Origin of the sequence: Pseudomonas sp. P8_229 (assembly GCF_034008635.1) — a bacterium.
In the GTDB taxonomy this organism is placed as follows: Bacteria; Pseudomonadota; Gammaproteobacteria; order Pseudomonadales; family Pseudomonadaceae; genus Aquipseudomonas.
Genome location: NZ_CP125378.1, coordinates 6,280,957 through 6,298,553 on the forward strand (window position 1 = coordinate 6,280,957; position 17,597 = coordinate 6,298,553).

The window sequence follows — 17,597 nt, forward strand, 5'->3', positions numbered from 1 at the left end:
CATTGCGATGAGTACCGACGATAAACGCATCCGCGAGTTCGCCTATCAGATCTGGGAATCGGAAGGTAAGCCTGAAGGTCACGAAGCGCGCCACTGGGAGATGGCGCGCAAACTGGCCGAAGCCGAGGCCCTGGCACCGAAGAAGTCGCCAAAGGCCGCTGGCAGCAAAACTGCCGGCAAGACTGCGACCGGCAAAGCCACCGAAAGCAAGACGCCGGCGGCCAAACCCAAGACGCCTGCGGACGCCAAAGCCAAGCCATCCAGCGCCGCCAAAGTGATTCCACCGGGCGAAAAAGCCGCCGAAAAAAAGCCGCGCGCCCCGCGCAAGCCCCCGGCCAACTGACCCACCCGGGATTATTGAACTGAATGACCGTGTGGCGGGTTCGCTCGCCACCGAGGGCCAACTCGTCCTCAAGAAACCTCAAACACCCCCTGTCAGGGACAGATGTCTGTGGTGAGGGGATTTATCCCCGATCGGCTGCGAAGCAGTCGCAGGGCCGCTGCGCGACCCATCGGGGATAAATCCCCTCACCACAGATTCTGTTCCCACAGTTGATCCGTTATTCGAACCAACCCGTTTTGCAGGAGCAATCATGACCCGTCCAAAGCAAGCCGAGCCCGCCGCGCACGCCGAGCCGTCCAGAATCCGTGAAGGCCTGCCCTTCCCGCTCGGTGCGACCTGGGATGGTCTGGGGGTGAACTTTGCGCTGTTTTCGGCCAACGCCACCAAGGTTGAACTGTGCATTTTCGACGATGCCGGCGAAGTCGAACTCGAACGCATCGAACTGCCGGAATACACCGACGAGATTTTTCACGGCTATCTGCCCGACGCCCACCCGGGGCTGATCTACGGCTATCGCGTGTATGGCCCTTACGACCCGGCCAATGGTCATCGTTTCAACCACAACAAATTGCTCATCGACCCCTACGCCAAGCAACTGGTCGGGCAGTTGAAATGGTCCGAGGCACTGTTCGGCTACACCATCGGCCACCCGGATGCCGACCTCAGTTTCGACGAACGCGACAGCGCGCCGTTCGTGCCCAAATGCAAAGTCATCGACCCGGCCCACACCTGGGGCAACGACCACCGTGTCAGCGTGCCGTGGGACAAGACGATCATTTATGAAACCCACGTGCGCGGCATCAGCATGCGTCATCCAGCGGTGCCGGAAAACGTGCGTGGCACATTTGCCGGGTTGATGGTCGACGACGTGCTCGAGCACATTCGCAAACTCGGCGTGTCGTCGGTGGAATTGCTGCCGATCCACGCCTTCGTCAACGACCAACACCTGCTGCACAAGGGCATGACCAATTACTGGGGCTACAACAGCATCGCGTTCTTCGCCCCGGACCCGCGTTACCTGGCCAGCGGCAAGATCGCCGAGTTCAAGGAAATGGTCGCGCACCTGCACGAGGCCAATCTGGAAGTGATCCTCGACGTGGTCTACAACCACACCGCCGAGGGCAACGAGCAAGGTCCGACCCTGTCGATGCGCGGTATCGACAATGCCTCGTACTACCGGTTGATGCCCGACGACAAGCGCTTCTACATCAACGATTCCGGCACCGGCAACACGCTGGACCTGAGTCACCCGTGCGTGCTGCAAATGGTCACAGACTCGCTGCGCTACTGGGCCAGCGAGATGCATGTCGACGGTTTCCGTTTCGACCTGGCAACCATTCTCGGGCGTTATCACGACGGTTTCGACGAGCGTCACAGCTTCCTCGTCGCCTGCCGTCAGGACCCGGTGCTGCGTCAGGTGAAAATGATTGCCGAGCCGTGGGACTGCGGCCCCGGCGGTTATCAGGTGGGTAATTTCCCGCCGGGCTGGGTCGAGTGGAACGACAAGTTCCGCGACACCGTGCGCGCGTTCTGGAAAGGTGACGACGGCCAGGTCGCCGACTTCGCCAGCCGCATGACCGCGTCGGGCGAGATGTTCAACCAGCGCGGGCGGCGGCCGTATTCGTCGGTGAACTTCATCACCGCCCACGACGGCTTCACCCTCAATGACCTGGTGTCGTACAACGACAAGCACAACGAGGCCAACGACGAAAACAATCAGGACGGCAGCAACAACAACCTGTCGTGGAACCACGGCGTCGAAGGCCCGACCGACGATCCCGAGATCAATGCCCTGCGTCACCGGCAGATGCGCAACTTCTTCGCCACCCTGCTGTTGGCCCAGGGCACGCCGATGATCGTCGCCGGCGACGAATTCGCCCGCACCCAGGACGGCAACAACAACGCCTACTGCCAGGACAGCGAGATCGGTTGGGTCAACTGGGACCTGAGCGAGGACGGCAAGGCGCTGCTCAAATTCGTCAAACGCCTGATCAAGTTGCGCCTGGCTTATCCGATCCTGCGTCGTGGGCGTTTTCTGGTCGGTGAATATAACGAGGACATCGGCGTCAAGGACGTGACCTGGCTGGCGCCGGACGGCACCGAGATGACCACTGAACACTGGCACGACGCGCATAACCGTTGCCTGGGCATGCTCCTCGACGGCCGCGCCCAGGAAACCGGGATCCGTCGCAAGGGTGGCGATGCGACGTTGCTGCTGGTGGTCAACGCGCATCACGACATCGTCAATTTCAAGCTGCCGGAAGTGCCCGAAGGCAGTTTCTGGACCTGCATGGTCGACACCAATCAACCGGCAGTTCGCGGTCAGGAGCGTTTCGAGTTCGGCCATGAATATTCCGTCACCGGCCGTTCGCTACTGCTGTTCGAACTGCAACGCGAAGAAGAAGACTGATATGGACCTGCACAGCTATCTGGCGCGCCGTCCGCCGGACTATCGCGACACCTCGGCCCTCGGCCACTGCCTGCGGGCGATGGTCGAGGCCGGGCTGGATCAACTGCCGTTACCCGGCAGTGGCCGCACGCTGGAGCGCTTTCAGCGCCTGGCCGAGGTCGGCGGGCACGATCTGGGTTTGTGCAAACTGTATGAAGGCCACACCGACGCGCTGGCGATCATCGAACAACTCGGCGGTTCGCCAACGCCGGGCAGCACCTGGGGCATGTGGGCTGCCGAACCGCCACAGGCGCGGGTGCAAATAACGCCGGCCGGGCACATGGTCCGCCTCGACGGGCGCAAGGCCTGGTGCTCCGGGGCGGCGGTGCTCAGCCATGCGCTGCTCACCGCGTGGGACGCCGATGAGCGCCAGCAACTGGTTGCAGTAGCGCTCGATCAACCGGGCGTGAGCATTACCAATGAGGGTTGGCAAGCGGTCGGCATGGGCGCCACCGGCAGCGTCGAGGTGCTGTTCGACGGCGCCGAAGCGCAGGCCATCGGTAACCCCGGCGATTACCTGCAACGCCCCGGTTTCTGGCAAGGCGGGATCGGCATCGCCGCGTGCTGGTACGGCGCGACACAGCAGATTGCCGAGACCCTGCGCCAACACTGCGCACATCGCCAGGAGCCGCATGCCCTGGCCCATCTCGGCGCGGTCGATGCGGCGCTGTACGCGGCGGCCAGCGTGCTGCGTTTCAGTGCGCTGCACATCGACGCGCACCCCGAGACCCATGCTGAATTGCTGGCCCGGCGTGCTCGCGCCGTGGTCGAACAAACCGCCGAGCAAGTACTGCGCGAAGTCGGGCGAGCGCTCGGTGCCGGGCCGTTTTGCAAGGATCGGCACTTCGCGCGGTTGAGCGCTGATCTTCCGGTATTCCTGCGCCAGAGCCACGCCGAGCGCGACCTGGCTGCCCTCGGCCAACAGATTGCCGAACACCCCGAGGAGGCCTGGACACTATGAACGCCGCCAGCAAACCCAACCCGATCATCGGCCAGGGCACCTCCCTGTACCAATGGCAACATTCCCGGCAACTGGCTGCGCTGGACAGCATCGATGTCCAAAGCCTGGTGCCGCCCGGTGCCCGCGCCGTGATCGTCGCCCCGCACCCGGACGATGAAGTACTCGGTTGTGGCGGCCTGCTGCAGTTGCTCGCGGCAGCCGGTCGCCCTCTGGAATTGATCTCGGTCACCGATGGCAGCGCCAGTCACCCCGGCTCCGAGCGCTGGCCAGTGGAGCGTCTGAGCGTGGTTCGCCCACAGGAGTCAGCCGAAGCCCTGCGCCGTCTCGGCGTGCCGCTGCACCGGATGAAATGGTTGCGCGCAGGCTTCACCGACACCCAGGTCGCCGCTCAGGAACAAACCCTCGTCGAGTTCATCGAACGCCATTTACAGCCCGGTGACGTGGTGTTCAGCACCTGGTGCGAAGACGGCCATTGCGATCACGAGGCCGTCGGCCGCGCCAGCATCGAAGCCGCACGGCGGGTCGGTGCCAGCTGTCACGAATTGCCGGTGTGGACCTGGCACTGGGCCGATCCCGAAGACGCCACGGTGCCGTGGTATCGGGCGCGCAAGATCCTGTTGTCCGCCGAGCAGGTCGCGCGCAAACGCCACGCAGTGCACGCGTTCGCCAGTCAACTGGAAGGCGACCCAGATGCCGGACTGCCACCGGTGCTCGCGCCCTACGTGCTGGATCGTCTGCTGCAACCTTTTGAAGTGGTGTTTCTATGAGCGTCGATGATCGCTACTTCGAAGGCCTGTTCAGCGCCAACGACGACCCCTGGGCCTTTCGCGAGCGCTGGTACGAACAGCGCAAACGCGCCATCACCCTCGCCGCCCTGCCCCGCGCGCATTATCGGGCAATCTTCGAACCCGGTTGCGCCAACGGCGAACTCAGCGCCGAACTCGCCGGGCGTTGCGACCGTCTGTTGTGCTGCGACACTGCCAGCGCGGCGGTGAATCTGGCGCGGACCCGACTGAGTCTTTTTGACCACGCCCAAGTGCGCCAAAGTCGCTTGCCCGGCGACTGGCCGGAGGAAAAATTCGACCTGATTGTATTTAGCGAAATCGGCTACTACCTCGACGCCCAGGATCTGACAGACGTGATCCGGCGCATCAGTGAGTCGCTGACCGCCGACGGTCAATTGCTGGCCTGCCACTGGCGCCCGCCGATCGAAGGCTGCCCGCTCAATGCGCGTCAGGTCCACGACCTGATCCACGCGCAACTGCCCCTGCCGCGTGTGGCGCTGCATCAGGAAGCGGATTTCATTCTTGAAGTCTGGAGCCGCGAACCGCGCTCGGTGGCAACGCTGGAGGGCCTGCGATGATCGGTATTGTGATTCCTGCGCACAACGAGGAAGACCTGCTTGGGCAATGCCTCACCGCTGCGCTGCGCGCCAGCAAACACGGGCTATTGGCCGGCGAACCAGTGGAAGTGCTGGTGGTGCTCGACAGCTGCACCGATCGCTCGGCGCAGATCGTCAGCAACTATCCGGTGCAGAGCCTGCACATCGACGCACGCAACGTCGGGCAGGCCCGGGCCGCCGGCGCGCAAGTCCTGCTGGAGCGCGGTGCGCGCTGGATATCCTGCTCCGACGCCGACAGCCGGGTGGCCGATGACTGGCTGGTGGCGCAGCTTGGGCTTGGCGCCGACGCGGTATGCGGCACCGTGACTGTCGAGCATTGGGATCAGACCTTCGATGCAGCCGCACAGATCCGCTATCACCGCCACTATCAGGCTCGCGACGGGCATCGGCACATCCACGGCGCCAACCTCGGGGTCAGTGCCGACGCCTATCGCTGGGCCGGCGGCTTCCCGCCGCTGGCCTGCGACGAGGATGTGCACCTGGTACGACAACTGGAACTGTCCGGCGCCGACATCGCCTGGAGCCATCGCCCACAAGTGCACACCAGCGCCCGCCTGAACAGCCGCGCACGGGGTGGATTCGGTGATTATCTTCGACATCTGGCACAGTTGGAGCAAAAAAAAGCGGATCAGATTGATCTGTGACGCGACGAATCGGCAGTCTTGAGCAATACTCTGCTGCGCGGCAATCCAGGGTTCGGAGCGTCGCACGGCAATCCATCCGCCTTCACGGGTCGCGCACGCCTGTTTTTCCACGGCGTCTGTACGACTGAGGGCCAGACACGACAAGGACGTAGCACCCATGAAACCGTTATCCCTCAGCGACAATCCGCTGCCGGCGCAGATATGGAACGGCGCCCCGCAACTGGACAACATTCCCGTCATCAATACCCACAGTCTGGTACCCCCCGGTGCCCGAGCGGTGGTGGTCGCCCCGCACCCAGGCGATGAAGTGGTGACCTGCGGCGGCCTCCTGCAACTGCTTTCCAGCCTCGGCCACCCCCTGCAATTACTCTCGATCACCGATGGCAGCGCCAGCCACCCCGGCTCGCGGCAATGGTCGGAAAAACGCCTGAGCGTATTTCGCCCGCAGGAAAGCGTCGAGGCCCTGCGCCGCCTCGGACTGCCGATGCACAGCCTGAAATGGGTACGCGGCGGGTTCACCGACAACGCGCTGCTTGAGCGCGAGGCAGACCTCACCCACTTCATTGCCCGCTACCTGCGCCCTGGTGACGTGGTCTTCAGCACCTGGAACAACGATGGCAGTGACGACCACGAAGCGGTGGGAAATGCCAGTGCCAAAGCAGCGGCACAAGTCGGGGCAACCTTCCATGACGTGCCGGTCTGGGCCTGGCACTGGCCGGAACGCGATCAGCACCTGATCCCTTGGGAACGTGCGCGTAAATTGAGGCTCGATACCTGGACCGTGGCGCGCAAAAGCCACGCCACCCATGCCTACGCCAGCCAGCTCAAGGGCGAACCGGCCATCGGCATTGCGCCCCTGCTGCCGCGGGTGATCCTGGAGCGGATGCGCTTGCCCTACGAAATCGTCTTCATCTGAGATACCCATCCCCTGTGGGAGCGGGCTTGCTCGCGAAGAGGCAGTGTCAGGCACTTAAAGTGCTGACTGACACAGCGCATTCGCGAGCAAGCTCGCTCCCACAGGTTTCCCGGCGGCTCTGGTGATTTGTATTCCGGCCTGAGGCATCTGGAAGGAACTGCCCGCGCACAGACCAGTCGCATGAGAAGGAAGCCGTTTTTCAGAGGAGTGAACGTGTCCAGCGATCCCAAGCGTCACGCCGTCGACGCCCCCGCCATCCAGCGTCTGCGTGTGCTGACGGTCAATACCCACAAGGGCTTTACCGCCCTCAATCGGCGCTTCATCCTGCCGGAGTTGCGCGAAGCGGTGCGCAGCACCTCGGCCGATCTGGTGTTTCTGCAGGAAGTGGTGGGCGAACACGAGCGACATTCCAATCGCTACAACGAATGGCCGCAAACCTCGCAGTACGAATTTCTCGCCGACAGCATGTGGAGCGACTTTGCCTACGGGCGCAATGCGGTCTATCCCGATGGCCACCACGGCAATGCTCTGCTGTCGAAGTACCCGATCCGCGAATACCGCAACCTCGACGTGTCGATCACCGGGCCCGAGCGTCGGGGGTTATTGCACTGTGTGCTGGACGTGCCGGGGCACGCCGAGGTGCACGCGATCTGCGTGCACTTGAGTCTGCTGGAAAGCCACCGCCAATTGCAGTTGCAACTGCTCTGCCAATTGCTCGAATCGCTGCCCGACGGCGCACCGGTGATCATTGCCGGTGACTTCAACGACTGGCAATTGCAGGGCAACCTGACCCTCGCCCGCCGCGAAGACTTGCACGAAGCCTTCGAGCGCCACCACGGTCGTCCGGCCAAGACCTATCCGGCACGTTTCCCGTTGCTGCGCCTGGACCGTGTCTACCTGCGCAACGCCAGCAGCCACGACCCGCAAATCCTTGGCAACAAGCCCTGGACGCACCTGTCGGACCACTTGCCGCTGGCGGTTGAAGTGCATCTGTAAGCGCAGTTCTGACATGACCGTTGGTCAGTCATGTTTGCTCGGCGGGCAAAACCTTCTACACCTAAAGCAGCTCAAAGATCAGCGTATTCAATTCGTTAGAGCATGGATCTCACGTATTGCCTCAGTTACATCGGGAGGCAGGTCCAAGGCTCGCTCAAGGATGATTTCCCCGAATCTGGCCGTAGGGAATCGCCATGAAGCATTACACCAGACACCTGCGGGCGCTGCCGCAGGCTTTGCTGCTGCCTGCCTCGCTCCTGTTGCTCAACAGCCCACCCGCCTCTGCCGCCTGTTCACTGGTAGCGGGCCCCGGCAACGATGCCTCACCTGTGACAGCGGCACCAGCGGTTCGCTGACAGATCTTGCGGGCAACAACAGCCTGACCTTCCCCACCAATAGCACTGGCCAGATCAATGGCAGCGTAACCTTCGGCGCCGGCGCCGACCGGGTGAACATGCAATCTGGCGTGATTACCGGCGCGGTCAGTCAGGGCGCCGGCGTCGACGACTTCGTCATGAGCGCCGGTTCCATCGGCTCGCTGGCACAGGGCGACGGCCGCGATACCTTCCTGATGACCGGTGGCACCATCGTCGGTGCTTTCGAGGACGGCGACGTTGCGCGCATGACCGGCGGCACCATCGGCCGCGTCGACATGAAACTCGACAACAACATCTTCGATCTGTCCGGCGGGCAGATCCTCGGCAATCTGGTGACCGGCTTCGGCACCGACACCATTACCGTTTCCGGCGGGCGCATCGGCGGCAACATCAGCGTCAGCGGCGGCAATGACAGCATCACCGTCACCGGCGGTGAAATCGTCGGCGAGATCCGCGCCAGCGTCGGTAACGACACCTTGCTGTGGGACGGCGGAGGGATCATCCGTTCAGCAATCCTGATGGGCGACGGCAACGACAGCGCGACACTGCGCAATCTGGATGACAGCCTTCTCGCCCTGACACCGAGCGTGGATGGCGGCACCGGCAACGATGTGCTGACTTTCGACAACGCTCGCACCGCGTTGCCCGGGCGCTTCAGCAATTGGGAGACGGTGAACCTGAACAACGCCTCGCAACTGGATCTGGGCTCCGGCACCTTGCTGCTCGGCGATGCCACCAGCGGCACTGGCGTGTTGAATGTGGATGCCGGCAGCAGCGTGTTCTCCACTCAAGGCGCCGTGTCACCTGCCGTCGCCGGACAAGCGGTGACGCTCAACAACGCCGGGGTCATCGACCTGACGCGCAACAACAGCCGCACCGATGACACGCTGACGGTAAACGGCAACTACGTCGGCAACGGCGGGCAATTGTTGCTGCAAAGCGAGCTAGGCGCCGATGGCGCGCCAAGCGACAAACTGGTGGTCAACAATGGCAACCTGAGCGGTGCCACTGTCATCTCCGTCACCAACCTCGGCGGGATCGGTGGGCTGACCCAGGAAAACGGCATTCAAGTGGTGCAGGCCCAAGGTTCCACGGTCAGCACCAACAACGCCTTCAGCTTCAGCGGTCCGGTGTCTGTCGGCGCTTACGATTACTACCTGTTCAAGGGCGGCGTCACCGCCGGGACCGAAAACAGCTGGTACCTGCGCTCCGCCGTCGTCGCACCGCAAGTGGTCAGCGTGCCCAACCCGGATCCGACGCTGCCGCCGACTCTGGTGCCGGTAGTCGCGCCGCCAGTTGTCGCGCAGATTACTCCAGTGGCTCTCGCGCCAGGCGCACCGGCACCGCCCATCGCCAGCCCTGATTTGCCGGTACTGCCGGTGTTGCCTGCCGCCGTGGCAGGCGCCGCGCCGATCCCGATCTATCGTCCTGAGGTGCCGAACTGGTCGGTGCTGCCACCCGCCGCCGCCCAACTGGCCCTCAGCGCGCTCGGCACGTTTCATGATCGTCAGGGCGATCAACGCCTGCTCAGCGAAACAGGTGCCTTCGGTGCCGGTTGGGGCCGGGTCTACGGCAAGAACCTCGACCAGACCTGGGCCGGCACCGTCACGCCGCACTTGAACGGTTCACTCAATGGTTTTCAAGTCGGCAACGATTTGTACAGCTGGCAAACCTCCGGCGGTCAGACCCAACGCATCGGCCTGTTGGTCGGCCACAACCGGATTCAGGGTGATGTCGATGGCTTTAACGAAGGCTTTGAACACAACAGTGCGGGCAAGATCAAGCTCGAGGGCGACAGCTATGGCCTGTACTGGACGCTGACCGATCCCTACGGCTGGTACATCGATATCGTGGCGATGGGCACGCGTTTCGACGGCGACAACCGCTCCGACCGCGGGCTGAAACTGGACAATCGCGGCCATGCCCTGACGCTCTCCGCCGAGGCCGCCTACCCGTTCGCCCTCAACGAGACCTGGGTGATCGAGCCGCAAGTGCAAGTGATCCACCAGACACTCTCCCTCGACAGCCAGGATGATGGCATCTCCCGGGTGTCGTTCGACTCCGACGGCGCCTGGACCGGTCGCCTCGGTGCACGACTCATGGGCCGTTATCAGGTCAACGGACTGCCGTTGGAGCCTTATCTGCGGGCCAACCTGTGGCACACCTTTTCCGGTACCGACTCAGTGACGTTCGACGACACCGATACCATCGACAGCGAACAGAAGTCCTCGACTGCAGATGTCGGTCTCGGCGTCGTGCTGTCCCTCGACCGCGCCGTGAGCGTCTACGCCAGCACCGACTACAGTAGCAATATTGACAGCAATGACCTGCGTGGCCTGGCCGCAAATCTCGGTGTTCGCATCAGTTGGTAAACCGATAGCTGGCTACCTAAACCCTCTACAGCGCGGTTTTCGCGCTGTTTACCCCTGCAAACAACCACTTAGATATATGCAAAAAAACAAACGCTTGCAGCACCTGATTTAGCCATACCGCTCATCGTGCAATTTCTTGACGCAACCGCCGCACTCTTCTTATCTCTAGCTTACTACCCCCGGAATCACTATCCGGGGCGACCCTTCCGGCACTCGCGAAATCGAGCGGCCACGGTTCGCCCCGCTCCATTCGGTCGCCCCTCGTTCGGGGTAGGAGAGACGCCAGAAAAGAGATCCCGCATGCGCTTGCAAGGTAGACCTCCATGAAAAGCTCATTCACCCCACAAGAGATCAAAGTGACGTTCTGCACAGTGTCGAGTTCGATCCTGCTGTGCTCATCCATGGAGGCGCAGGCCGGCCCCGCAGCGGATGAAACCACCCCCTGGTATCGCCAGGATGTGCCCGTCCTGACCCTGCCGGCGACCGTCATTACACCCGACCTGCAACGCCTGAGCCCACGCCCCGACCTGCAGGGCGCCAACCTGATCACCGAAGATCTGGCGCCGGCCAGCTGGGACCGGTTGTATGGGCAAAGCGCCCGCCTGGCGCAAACCGACGTGCTCTCGCCAGGCTTTGCCGCCCCCGGCAGCGGCGAACTCAAAGGCCCGGCGGTACTCACGGTGCAAAGCGCCGGCGGCCATACCCAGACCATCGGCCTGATTGGCGGGCGCAACCAGATCCAGGCCAACAGCGGCGGCCTGATCAGCAGCCGCGCCCTCGCCGACCCGACCACCGACACCCTGAACCTGCAAGGCCAGAGCCTCGGCGCCTATTACAGCCTGACCGGCGACAAGGGCTGGCATGTCGACTTGTCGGCCAGCGGCGGCCGGGTCAGTGGTTTCAGCCGCAATGAACAAGGCGCGCGTCAGGCCACCGAGGGCAGCGCGATGACCCTCTCGATCGAAGGCGGCTACCCGATCGGCCTGAGTGAGAACTGGGTGGTCGAACCCCAGGCGCAATTGATCAATCAACGCATCACCCTCGACACGCCGTACGCGGGCTCCGGCAATGCTTCATCGACGGATCTGTCGGCATGGAGCGGCCGCGTCGGCGCTCGTATGAAAGGCAGTTACGATTTGAACGGCCTGCCGCTGGAGCCCTACGTGCGGACCAACGTGTGGCACACGGTCTACACCGGCAACACGGTGACCCTGGACCAGGTCGATAAAATCAGCAGCAGCCGCAAATCGTCGACGGTCGAATTAGGGTTGGGATTGGTGGCGCGGGTGACGCCTGCCGTCAGCCTGTATGTCAGTGCCGATTACAGCAGTGATGTCGATGACAATGATTTGAACGGGCTGATTGGCAGCCTTGGGGTGCGGATGCGCTGGTGAACCCGGTTTGAGGAGCGATGGCGTCTGAGCTGACGCCATCGCGAGCAGGCTCACTCCTACATTTGAAATGCATTCCCCTGTAGGAGAGCCTGCTCGCAAAGGCAGCGCCTCGGTCCTGGATCAGCCCTCAGGCTTGAGAATCAACACCGCCAACGGCGGCAGATTCAACTCCAGCGACAGCGACTGCCCATGGCTCGCCACCTCGTCGGTGAACGCGCCACCGCCATTGCCATAATTGGACCCGGCATAGGTGTCGGCATCACTGTTGAGCAGCTCGGTCCAGCGCCCGGCGAACGGCACGCCAACACGGTAGGACTGACGTGGCACAGGGGTGAAGTTGGCCACCACCAGCACCGGTTTGCCGTCCTTGCTCCAGCGCAGCCATGCATACACGCTGTTGATCGCATCATCGCCGATCAGCCACTGGAATCCCTGCGGCGCGTCGTCCTGATCGTGCAGCGCCGGTTCGTCGCGGTACAGGCGATTGAGGTCGCCGACCAGTTTCTGCACGCCTTTGTGCTCGGAATACTGCAGCAGATACCAGTCGAGTTGCTGATCGTGATTCCACTCGCGCCACTGGCCGAACTCGCAACCCATGAACAACAGCTTCTTGCCCGGGTGGGTCCACATGAAGCTCAGATAGGCGCGCAGGTTGGCGAACTTCTGCCAGCGATCGCCGGGCATTTTGTCGATCAGCGAGTGCTTGCCGTGCACCACTTCGTCGTGGGAAATCGGCAGGATGAAGCGCTCGGACCAGGCGTAGACCAGACCAAAGCTCAGCTCGTTGTGATGATGCGCGCGGTACACCGGGTCCTGCTGGATGTAGTGCAGCGAGTCGTGCATCCAGCCCATGTTCCATTTGTAGGCAAAACCGAGGCCGCCCTGCTGGGTGCTCTGGCTGACGCCCGGCCATGCGGTGGACTCTTCGGCAATCACCAGCGCGCCCGGCGCTTCCAGTTCGACCACGTCATTCAAGTGCCGGAGGAAATCGATGGCTTCCAGATTTTCCCGGCCGCCGTGGCGGTTCGGCACCCATTCGCCGGCCTTGCGCGAATAATCGCGATAAAGCATCGAGGCCACCGCGTCGACCCGCAGGCCATCGACGTGAAAATGCTTCAACCAGTGCAGCGCCGACGCCAGCATGTAGCCGTGCACTTCGGTGCGCCCGAGGTTGTAGATCAGTGTGTCCCAGTCCTGATGGAAGCCTTCCAGCGGGTTGCCGTATTCGTACAGCGCCGTGCCGTCGAACTGCGCCAGGCCATGGGTATCGGTGGGGAAATGCGCCGGCACCCAGTCGAGAATCACGCCGATACCGGCCTGGTGACAGGTGTTGACGAATTCGCCGAACTGCTCCGGCGTGCCGTAACGCGCACTCGGGGCGAATTGCGAGAGCAACTGATAACCCCACGAACCACCGAACGGGTGTTCCATGATCGGCATCAGTTCGATGTGGGTGAAGCCCAGTTCCTTGACGTAAGGAATCAGCCGCTCGGCCAGCTCCGGCCAGGTGTACTGGCGGGCTACTTCGCCCAGATCGTCCAGTTCGCACTGCCACGATCCGGCATGCAATTCGTAGATCGACAGCGGCTGCGAATGCTGTTGCCGCTCGCGACGGCCGCTCATCCAGTCCTGATCCTGCCAGTTGATCTGCAGCGGCGCGGCGACTTTCGAGGCGGTGTCCGGTGGCAGGCTGGTGGCCAGGGCCATCGGGTCGGCCTTCAGCGGCAGAATGCCGTGGGCACCGAGAATTTCGTACTTGTACAACTCACCCGCCTGCAGGCGCGGAATGAACAACTCCCAGACCCCGGACGGATGCCGCAAACGCATCGGATGGCGGCGCCCGTCCCACACGTTGAAGTCACCGACCACCGACACCCGGCGGGCATTCGGCGCCCATACGGCAAAGCGCACGCCCTCCACGCCATCAACGCTTGTCAGTTGTGCGCCGAGGCAACCGCTCAGGTCGCGGTGGTTGCCTTCGGCGAACAGATACAAATCCATTTCCCCGAGCAACTGGCCGAAGCTGTAGGGATCTTCCGCCACCTGCTCGCCACCGGACCAGCGGGTGCGCAACAGATACGGCCGCGCCTGGGCAAAGTGCCCGACAAACAGCCCCGGGGTTTCGGTGGCCGTGAGTTCGCCGCGCTCTTCGCCGCTGTCCCTGTCCAATACTTCAACTTTCAACGCCCCGGGCAGATAAGCCCGGATGAATTGCCCGCCGGCACCATCGCCGTGCGGACCGAGAATGGAAAACGGGTCGTGATGTTCGGCGCGCACCAGGGCGTCGATGTCCTGCGCCACCGGCAACAATGCCTCTTTGGCGTGACCCTGTTCCTTGTTCGAGAAACTCATGACTACTCTCCACCAAGATCGGAAAAGGGTTTAAGCCCCGTCAATAACCCATACAAACCGTGCAACGGCACGGGCAGCCACGTGGGGCGATTTTCGGCTTCATAGGCCACTTCATAGGCCGCCTTCTCCAGGCCGAACAGCGCAAGCGCAGCGTCGGCACCCGCAGGATCCTGCCAGGCATGATCAAGACTAGCTGCCGCGCGGCGATATGCCTGCACAAATGCCTCTCGGGCCTCACGCAAATAGCGCTCGGCCACCCGATGCCGCGCTGCTTCGGACTCAGGACTGTGATCGACGTTGTGCACGTTGATGGTCATAGCTGCGGCGTAATCGAAGGAGCGCAGCACCCCGCTGACGTCCTTGTACGGGCTGTGTTTGCCACGACGCTCGTGCAGCGGCCGTGCCGGCTCACCCTCGAAATCGATCAGGTAGGCATCGCCCTTGATCACCAGCACCTGGCCCAGATGCAGATCGCCGTGGACGCGAATACGCAACCCGCCGACCGTTTGTTTCGCCAATTCCTGCACGTGACCGAGGATGATCTTTTTGTTGTCGAGCAGGCGCGTCACCCGTTTTTGATCCGCCGCACCCAAATGCCCCTGATGCTGTTTGAGCAACTTCAACGCATGCTCGACCTGCGCCGCAACGTCCTTGCCAGTGGCCAAGGCGTCCTTGGCACTGGTGCTTTGCGGGGCGAAATCCGGGTTGTCGCTCGGCGCCGCCAGCACCTGGTGCATCTCGCCCAGACGCTGGCCGAGCATGCCGGCAAAATCCTTGAGTTCACCGAGGGCGTTGTAATGCTGCTCCTGCTCGGACATGGCGTCAGCCAGTTCATCTCGCAACGCCCGTTCGAGGTTGTTCTGCGTCCATTCCCAGGCGTCGCCCTGATTGCTCAGATAACCCTGGGCGATCATCAGCAGATTGTCTTCGCCCTTGGCGTCGCGGCGAATCACCGAGCCAAGCAGCGGAGAGATATTGGCAAATCCGGCCTCGGTCAGGTAAGCGCTCATCTCCAGTTCCGGGTGTACGCCAGAAGCGACTTTACGTATCAGCTTCAGCACCAGGCTGTTGCCGATCACCACCGAACTGTTCGATTGCTCGGCGGACAGATAACGCACTTCCGACTCGGCGCCGAGGCCGAGTTTTTCCAGCTGCGCAGTCGGTGCGAAACGAATCTCGCCCTCTTCGCAATTCAGCACCGTGTTGTTCTGCATGCCTTGCAGCACCGCGCGAATGAACGCTTCGAGGCTGAACGCATCGGTGATCAGCCCGACCTGACGCCCACGCCGTACCCGGGACAATGCCAGTTGCTGCGGCAGTGCGGGGCCAACCTGATCTTCCGCGATGAAACCGAACGGCAGTTGATAGCGGCTGGTCTGTCCGGCGCTGGTGACTTCGATTTCGCTGAGCAGCACTGGATGCTGCGCATCGCCGAAGCGCACGCCGTAAGCCAGATGCGCCCGCTCGATGGCCGCGTCCTTGCCGGCGAACCAGCGGCGGTTCTGCAACCAGCTCGGCAGAATGCCCTGCTCCAGGGTGTTGCGGGTCGGCGCTTCGAGCAGTTCTTCCATGCGTTTTTTCAGCACCAGCGTGGTGAAGTCCGGCAGGCTCTGCGCCGGTTCCACGTGCCAGCTCGGCATCTGGTTTTCCGCTGCCAGGGCGAACCAGTAGAAACCGTAGGGCGCCAAGGTCAGGAGGAAATTCAACTGGCCGATCGGCGGGAACGCATTACCGCCGAGCATCTCCACCGGAACCATGCCGACGTACGCCGACAGATCGAGTTCCGCCGCCTGCGCGCTGCGCGATACGTTGGCCACGCAGAGGATGATTTCGTGCTTGCCGTCGGCGTCGGTGAATTCCCGGGTGTATGCCAGAATCCGCCGGTTGCTCGGCGAGAGCATCTTCAGCGTACCGCGCCCGAAGGCCTTGGACTGCTTGCGCACGGCGAGCATGCGTCGCGTCCAGTTGAGCAGCGAATGCGGGTCGCCAGCCTGGGTTTCGACGTTCACCGACAGGTAGCCGTATTGCGGGTCCATGATCGGCGGCAGCACCAGGCTTGCCGGGTCGGCGCGGGAGAAACCACCGTTGCGGTCGATCGACCATTGCATCGGGGTCCGCACGCCGTCGCGGTCGCCAAGATAGATGTTGTCGCCCATGCCGATTTCATCGCCGTAATACAAGGTCGGCGTGCCCGGCATCGACAACAGCAGGCTATTGAGCAGTTCGACGCGGCGGCGATCACGCTCCATCAACGGCGCCAGACGCCGGCGAATGCCGAGGTTGATCCGCGCGCGACGGTCAGCGGCGTAGTAATTCCACAGGTAATCGCGCTCCTTGTCGGTGACCATCTCCAGCGTCAACTCATCGTGGTTGCGCAGGAAGATTGCCCACTGGCAGTTGGCAGGAATCTCGGGGGTTTGACGCAGAATATCGGTGATCGGGAAGCGATCTTCCTGGGCCAGCGCCATGTACATGCGCGGCATCAGCGGGAAGTGAAACGCCATGTGGCATTCGTCACCATTGACACCCGCCGCATCGGTGTCGCCGAAGTACAACTGGGTGTCTTCCGGCCATTGGTTGGCCTCGGCCAGTAGCATACGGTCGGGGTAATTGGCGTCGATCTCGGCACGGATCTGCTTGAGGACGTCGTGGGTCTCCGGCAGGTTTTCATTGTTGGTGCCGTCGCGTTCGATCAGGTATGGAATGGCGTCGAGACGCAGGCCGTCAATGCCCATGTCCAGCCAGTAGCGCATCACCGACAGCACCGCTTTCATCACCTGCGGGTTGTCGAAATTCAGGTCGGGCTGGTGCGAATAGAAACGGTGCCAGAAGTACTGGCCGGCGACCGGATCCCAGGTCCAGTTGGACTTTTCGGTGTCGAGGAAGATGATCCGCGTGCCGTCGTATTTTTGATCGTCATCCGACCACACATAAAAGTCCCGCGCCGCCGAGCCTGGTTTGGCCTTGCGCGCGCGTTGGAACCACGGGTGCTGGTCGGAGGTGTGGTTGATGACCAGCTCGGTGATCACCCGCAAGCCGCGCTTGTGCGCCTCGGCGATAAAGCGCTTGGCGTCGGCCATGGTCCCGTAGTCGCTGTGCACGCCACGGTATTCGGCGATGTCGTAACCGTCGTCGCGACGTGGCGAGGGGTAGAACGGCAGCAGCCAGATGGTGTTGACGCCGAGTTCGGCGATGTAGTCGAGTTTGGCGATCAGGCCGGGAAAGTCGCCGATCCCGTCGTTGTTGGAGTCGAAAAAGGATTTGACGTGTACTTGATAGATCACCGCGTCCTTGTACCAGAGCGGGTCTTTGATGAAGGTGGCTGCTTTGGGTTTCTTCGCCATGTGAAACTCCTGCTGAATGCTTTAAAAGCGCCCCACGATGATCGTTC

At 62.5% G+C, this 17,597-nt stretch carries 11 protein-coding genes and 1 pseudogene; 10 read left to right on the plus strand and 2 right to left on the minus strand.

Annotation, left to right across the window (positions count from 1 at the left end; translation table 11 throughout):
- Positions 1–7: 7 nt before the first annotated feature.
- The 10 genes and pseudogenes from QMK55_RS28180 to QMK55_RS28225 all read left to right on the plus strand — a co-directional run bounded on the left by QMK55_RS28180 (position 8) and on the right by QMK55_RS28225 (position 11,854).
- The gene (locus QMK55_RS28180) at positions 8–343 is read left to right on the plus strand and encodes a DUF2934 domain-containing protein (RefSeq protein ID WP_102355117.1); all 336 of its coding nucleotides are present in this window, start codon (positions 8–10) and stop codon (positions 341–343) included.
- Positions 344–593: 250 nt separating this feature from the next.
- Complete coding sequence (glgX, locus tag QMK55_RS28185) at positions 594–2,753, plus strand: glycogen debranching protein GlgX (protein WP_320328293.1); 2,160 nt, start codon at positions 594–596, stop codon at positions 2,751–2,753.
- A gap of 1 nt (position 2,754) precedes the next feature.
- Positions 2,755–3,753, plus strand: a complete 999-nt coding sequence (locus tag QMK55_RS28190) for an acyl-CoA dehydrogenase family protein (protein WP_102355115.1) — start codon at positions 2,755–2,757, stop codon at positions 3,751–3,753.
- Positions 3,750–4,520, plus strand: a complete 771-nt coding sequence (locus tag QMK55_RS28195; protein ID WP_102355114.1) for a PIG-L deacetylase family protein — start codon at positions 3,750–3,752, stop codon at positions 4,518–4,520. Before QMK55_RS28190 ends, QMK55_RS28195 begins: the two co-directional genes overlap by 4 nt.
- On the plus strand, positions 4,517–5,116 hold the full coding sequence (locus tag QMK55_RS28200) for an SAM-dependent methyltransferase (protein ID WP_102355113.1): 600 nt from the start codon (positions 4,517–4,519) through the stop codon (positions 5,114–5,116). Before QMK55_RS28195 ends, QMK55_RS28200 begins: the two co-directional genes overlap by 4 nt.
- Positions 5,113–5,799, plus strand: a complete 687-nt coding sequence (locus tag QMK55_RS28205) for a glycosyltransferase (protein WP_102355112.1) — start codon at positions 5,113–5,115, stop codon at positions 5,797–5,799. Before QMK55_RS28200 ends, QMK55_RS28205 begins: the two co-directional genes overlap by 4 nt.
- A 157-nt stretch (positions 5,800–5,956) precedes the next feature.
- The gene (locus tag QMK55_RS28210) at positions 5,957–6,715 is read left to right on the plus strand and encodes a PIG-L deacetylase family protein (RefSeq protein WP_102355111.1); all 759 of its coding nucleotides are present in this window, start codon (positions 5,957–5,959) and stop codon (positions 6,713–6,715) included.
- Between the two features lie 213 nt (positions 6,716–6,928).
- On the plus strand, positions 6,929–7,711 hold the full coding sequence (locus QMK55_RS28215) for an endonuclease/exonuclease/phosphatase family protein (RefSeq protein ID WP_320328294.1): 783 nt from the start codon (positions 6,929–6,931) through the stop codon (positions 7,709–7,711).
- Between the two features lie 194 nt (positions 7,712–7,905).
- Positions 7,906–10,460 (plus strand): annotated as a pseudogene (locus tag QMK55_RS28220) (autotransporter outer membrane beta-barrel domain-containing protein).
- A 323-nt stretch (positions 10,461–10,783) separates the two neighbouring features.
- On the plus strand, positions 10,784–11,854 hold the full coding sequence (locus tag QMK55_RS28225; RefSeq protein ID WP_320328295.1) for an autotransporter outer membrane beta-barrel domain-containing protein: 1,071 nt from the start codon (positions 10,784–10,786) through the stop codon (positions 11,852–11,854).
- A gap of 120 nt (positions 11,855–11,974) precedes the next feature.
- On the opposite strand, the gene glgB is transcribed toward QMK55_RS28225, so the two are convergent.
- Together glgB and treS are read right to left on the minus strand one after the other, a co-directional pair.
- A complete protein-coding gene (glgB, locus tag QMK55_RS28230) occupies positions 11,975–14,206 on the minus strand; it encodes a 1,4-alpha-glucan branching protein GlgB (RefSeq protein WP_320328296.1) in 2,232 nt (743 codons plus the stop codon).
- A 2-nt stretch (positions 14,207–14,208) separates the two neighbouring features.
- On the minus strand, positions 14,209–17,550 hold the full coding sequence (gene treS / locus QMK55_RS28235) for a maltose alpha-D-glucosyltransferase (protein ID WP_320328297.1): 3,342 nt from the start codon (positions 17,548–17,550) through the stop codon (positions 14,209–14,211).
- Positions 17,551–17,597 lie beyond the last annotated feature (47 nt).

Bases quoted from the DNA above. Each gene is read 5' to 3' on its own strand.
- QMK55_RS28180 (WP_102355117.1), top strand. From the start codon at position 8: ATGAGTACCGACGATAAACGCATCCGCGAGTTCGCCTATCAGATCTGG.
- glgX (WP_320328293.1), top strand. From the start codon at position 594: ATGACCCGTCCAAAGCAAGCCGAGCCCGCCGCGCACGCCGAGCCGTCC.
- QMK55_RS28190 (WP_102355115.1), top strand. From the start codon at position 2,755: ATGGACCTGCACAGCTATCTGGCGCGCCGTCCGCCGGACTATCGCGAC.
- QMK55_RS28195 (WP_102355114.1), top strand. From the start codon at position 3,750: ATGAACGCCGCCAGCAAACCCAACCCGATCATCGGCCAGGGCACCTCC.
- QMK55_RS28200 (WP_102355113.1), top strand. From the start codon at position 4,517: ATGAGCGTCGATGATCGCTACTTCGAAGGCCTGTTCAGCGCCAACGAC.
- QMK55_RS28205 (WP_102355112.1), top strand. From the start codon at position 5,113: ATGATCGGTATTGTGATTCCTGCGCACAACGAGGAAGACCTGCTTGGG.
- QMK55_RS28210 (WP_102355111.1), top strand. From the start codon at position 5,957: ATGAAACCGTTATCCCTCAGCGACAATCCGCTGCCGGCGCAGATATGG.
- QMK55_RS28225 (WP_320328295.1), top strand. From the start codon at position 10,784: ATGAAAAGCTCATTCACCCCACAAGAGATCAAAGTGACGTTCTGCACA.
- glgB (WP_320328296.1), bottom strand. From the start codon at position 14,206: ATGAGTTTCTCGAACAAGGAACAGGGTCACGCCAAAGAGGCATTGTTG.
- treS (WP_320328297.1), bottom strand. From the start codon at position 17,550: ATGGCGAAGAAACCCAAAGCAGCCACCTTCATCAAAGACCCGCTCTGG.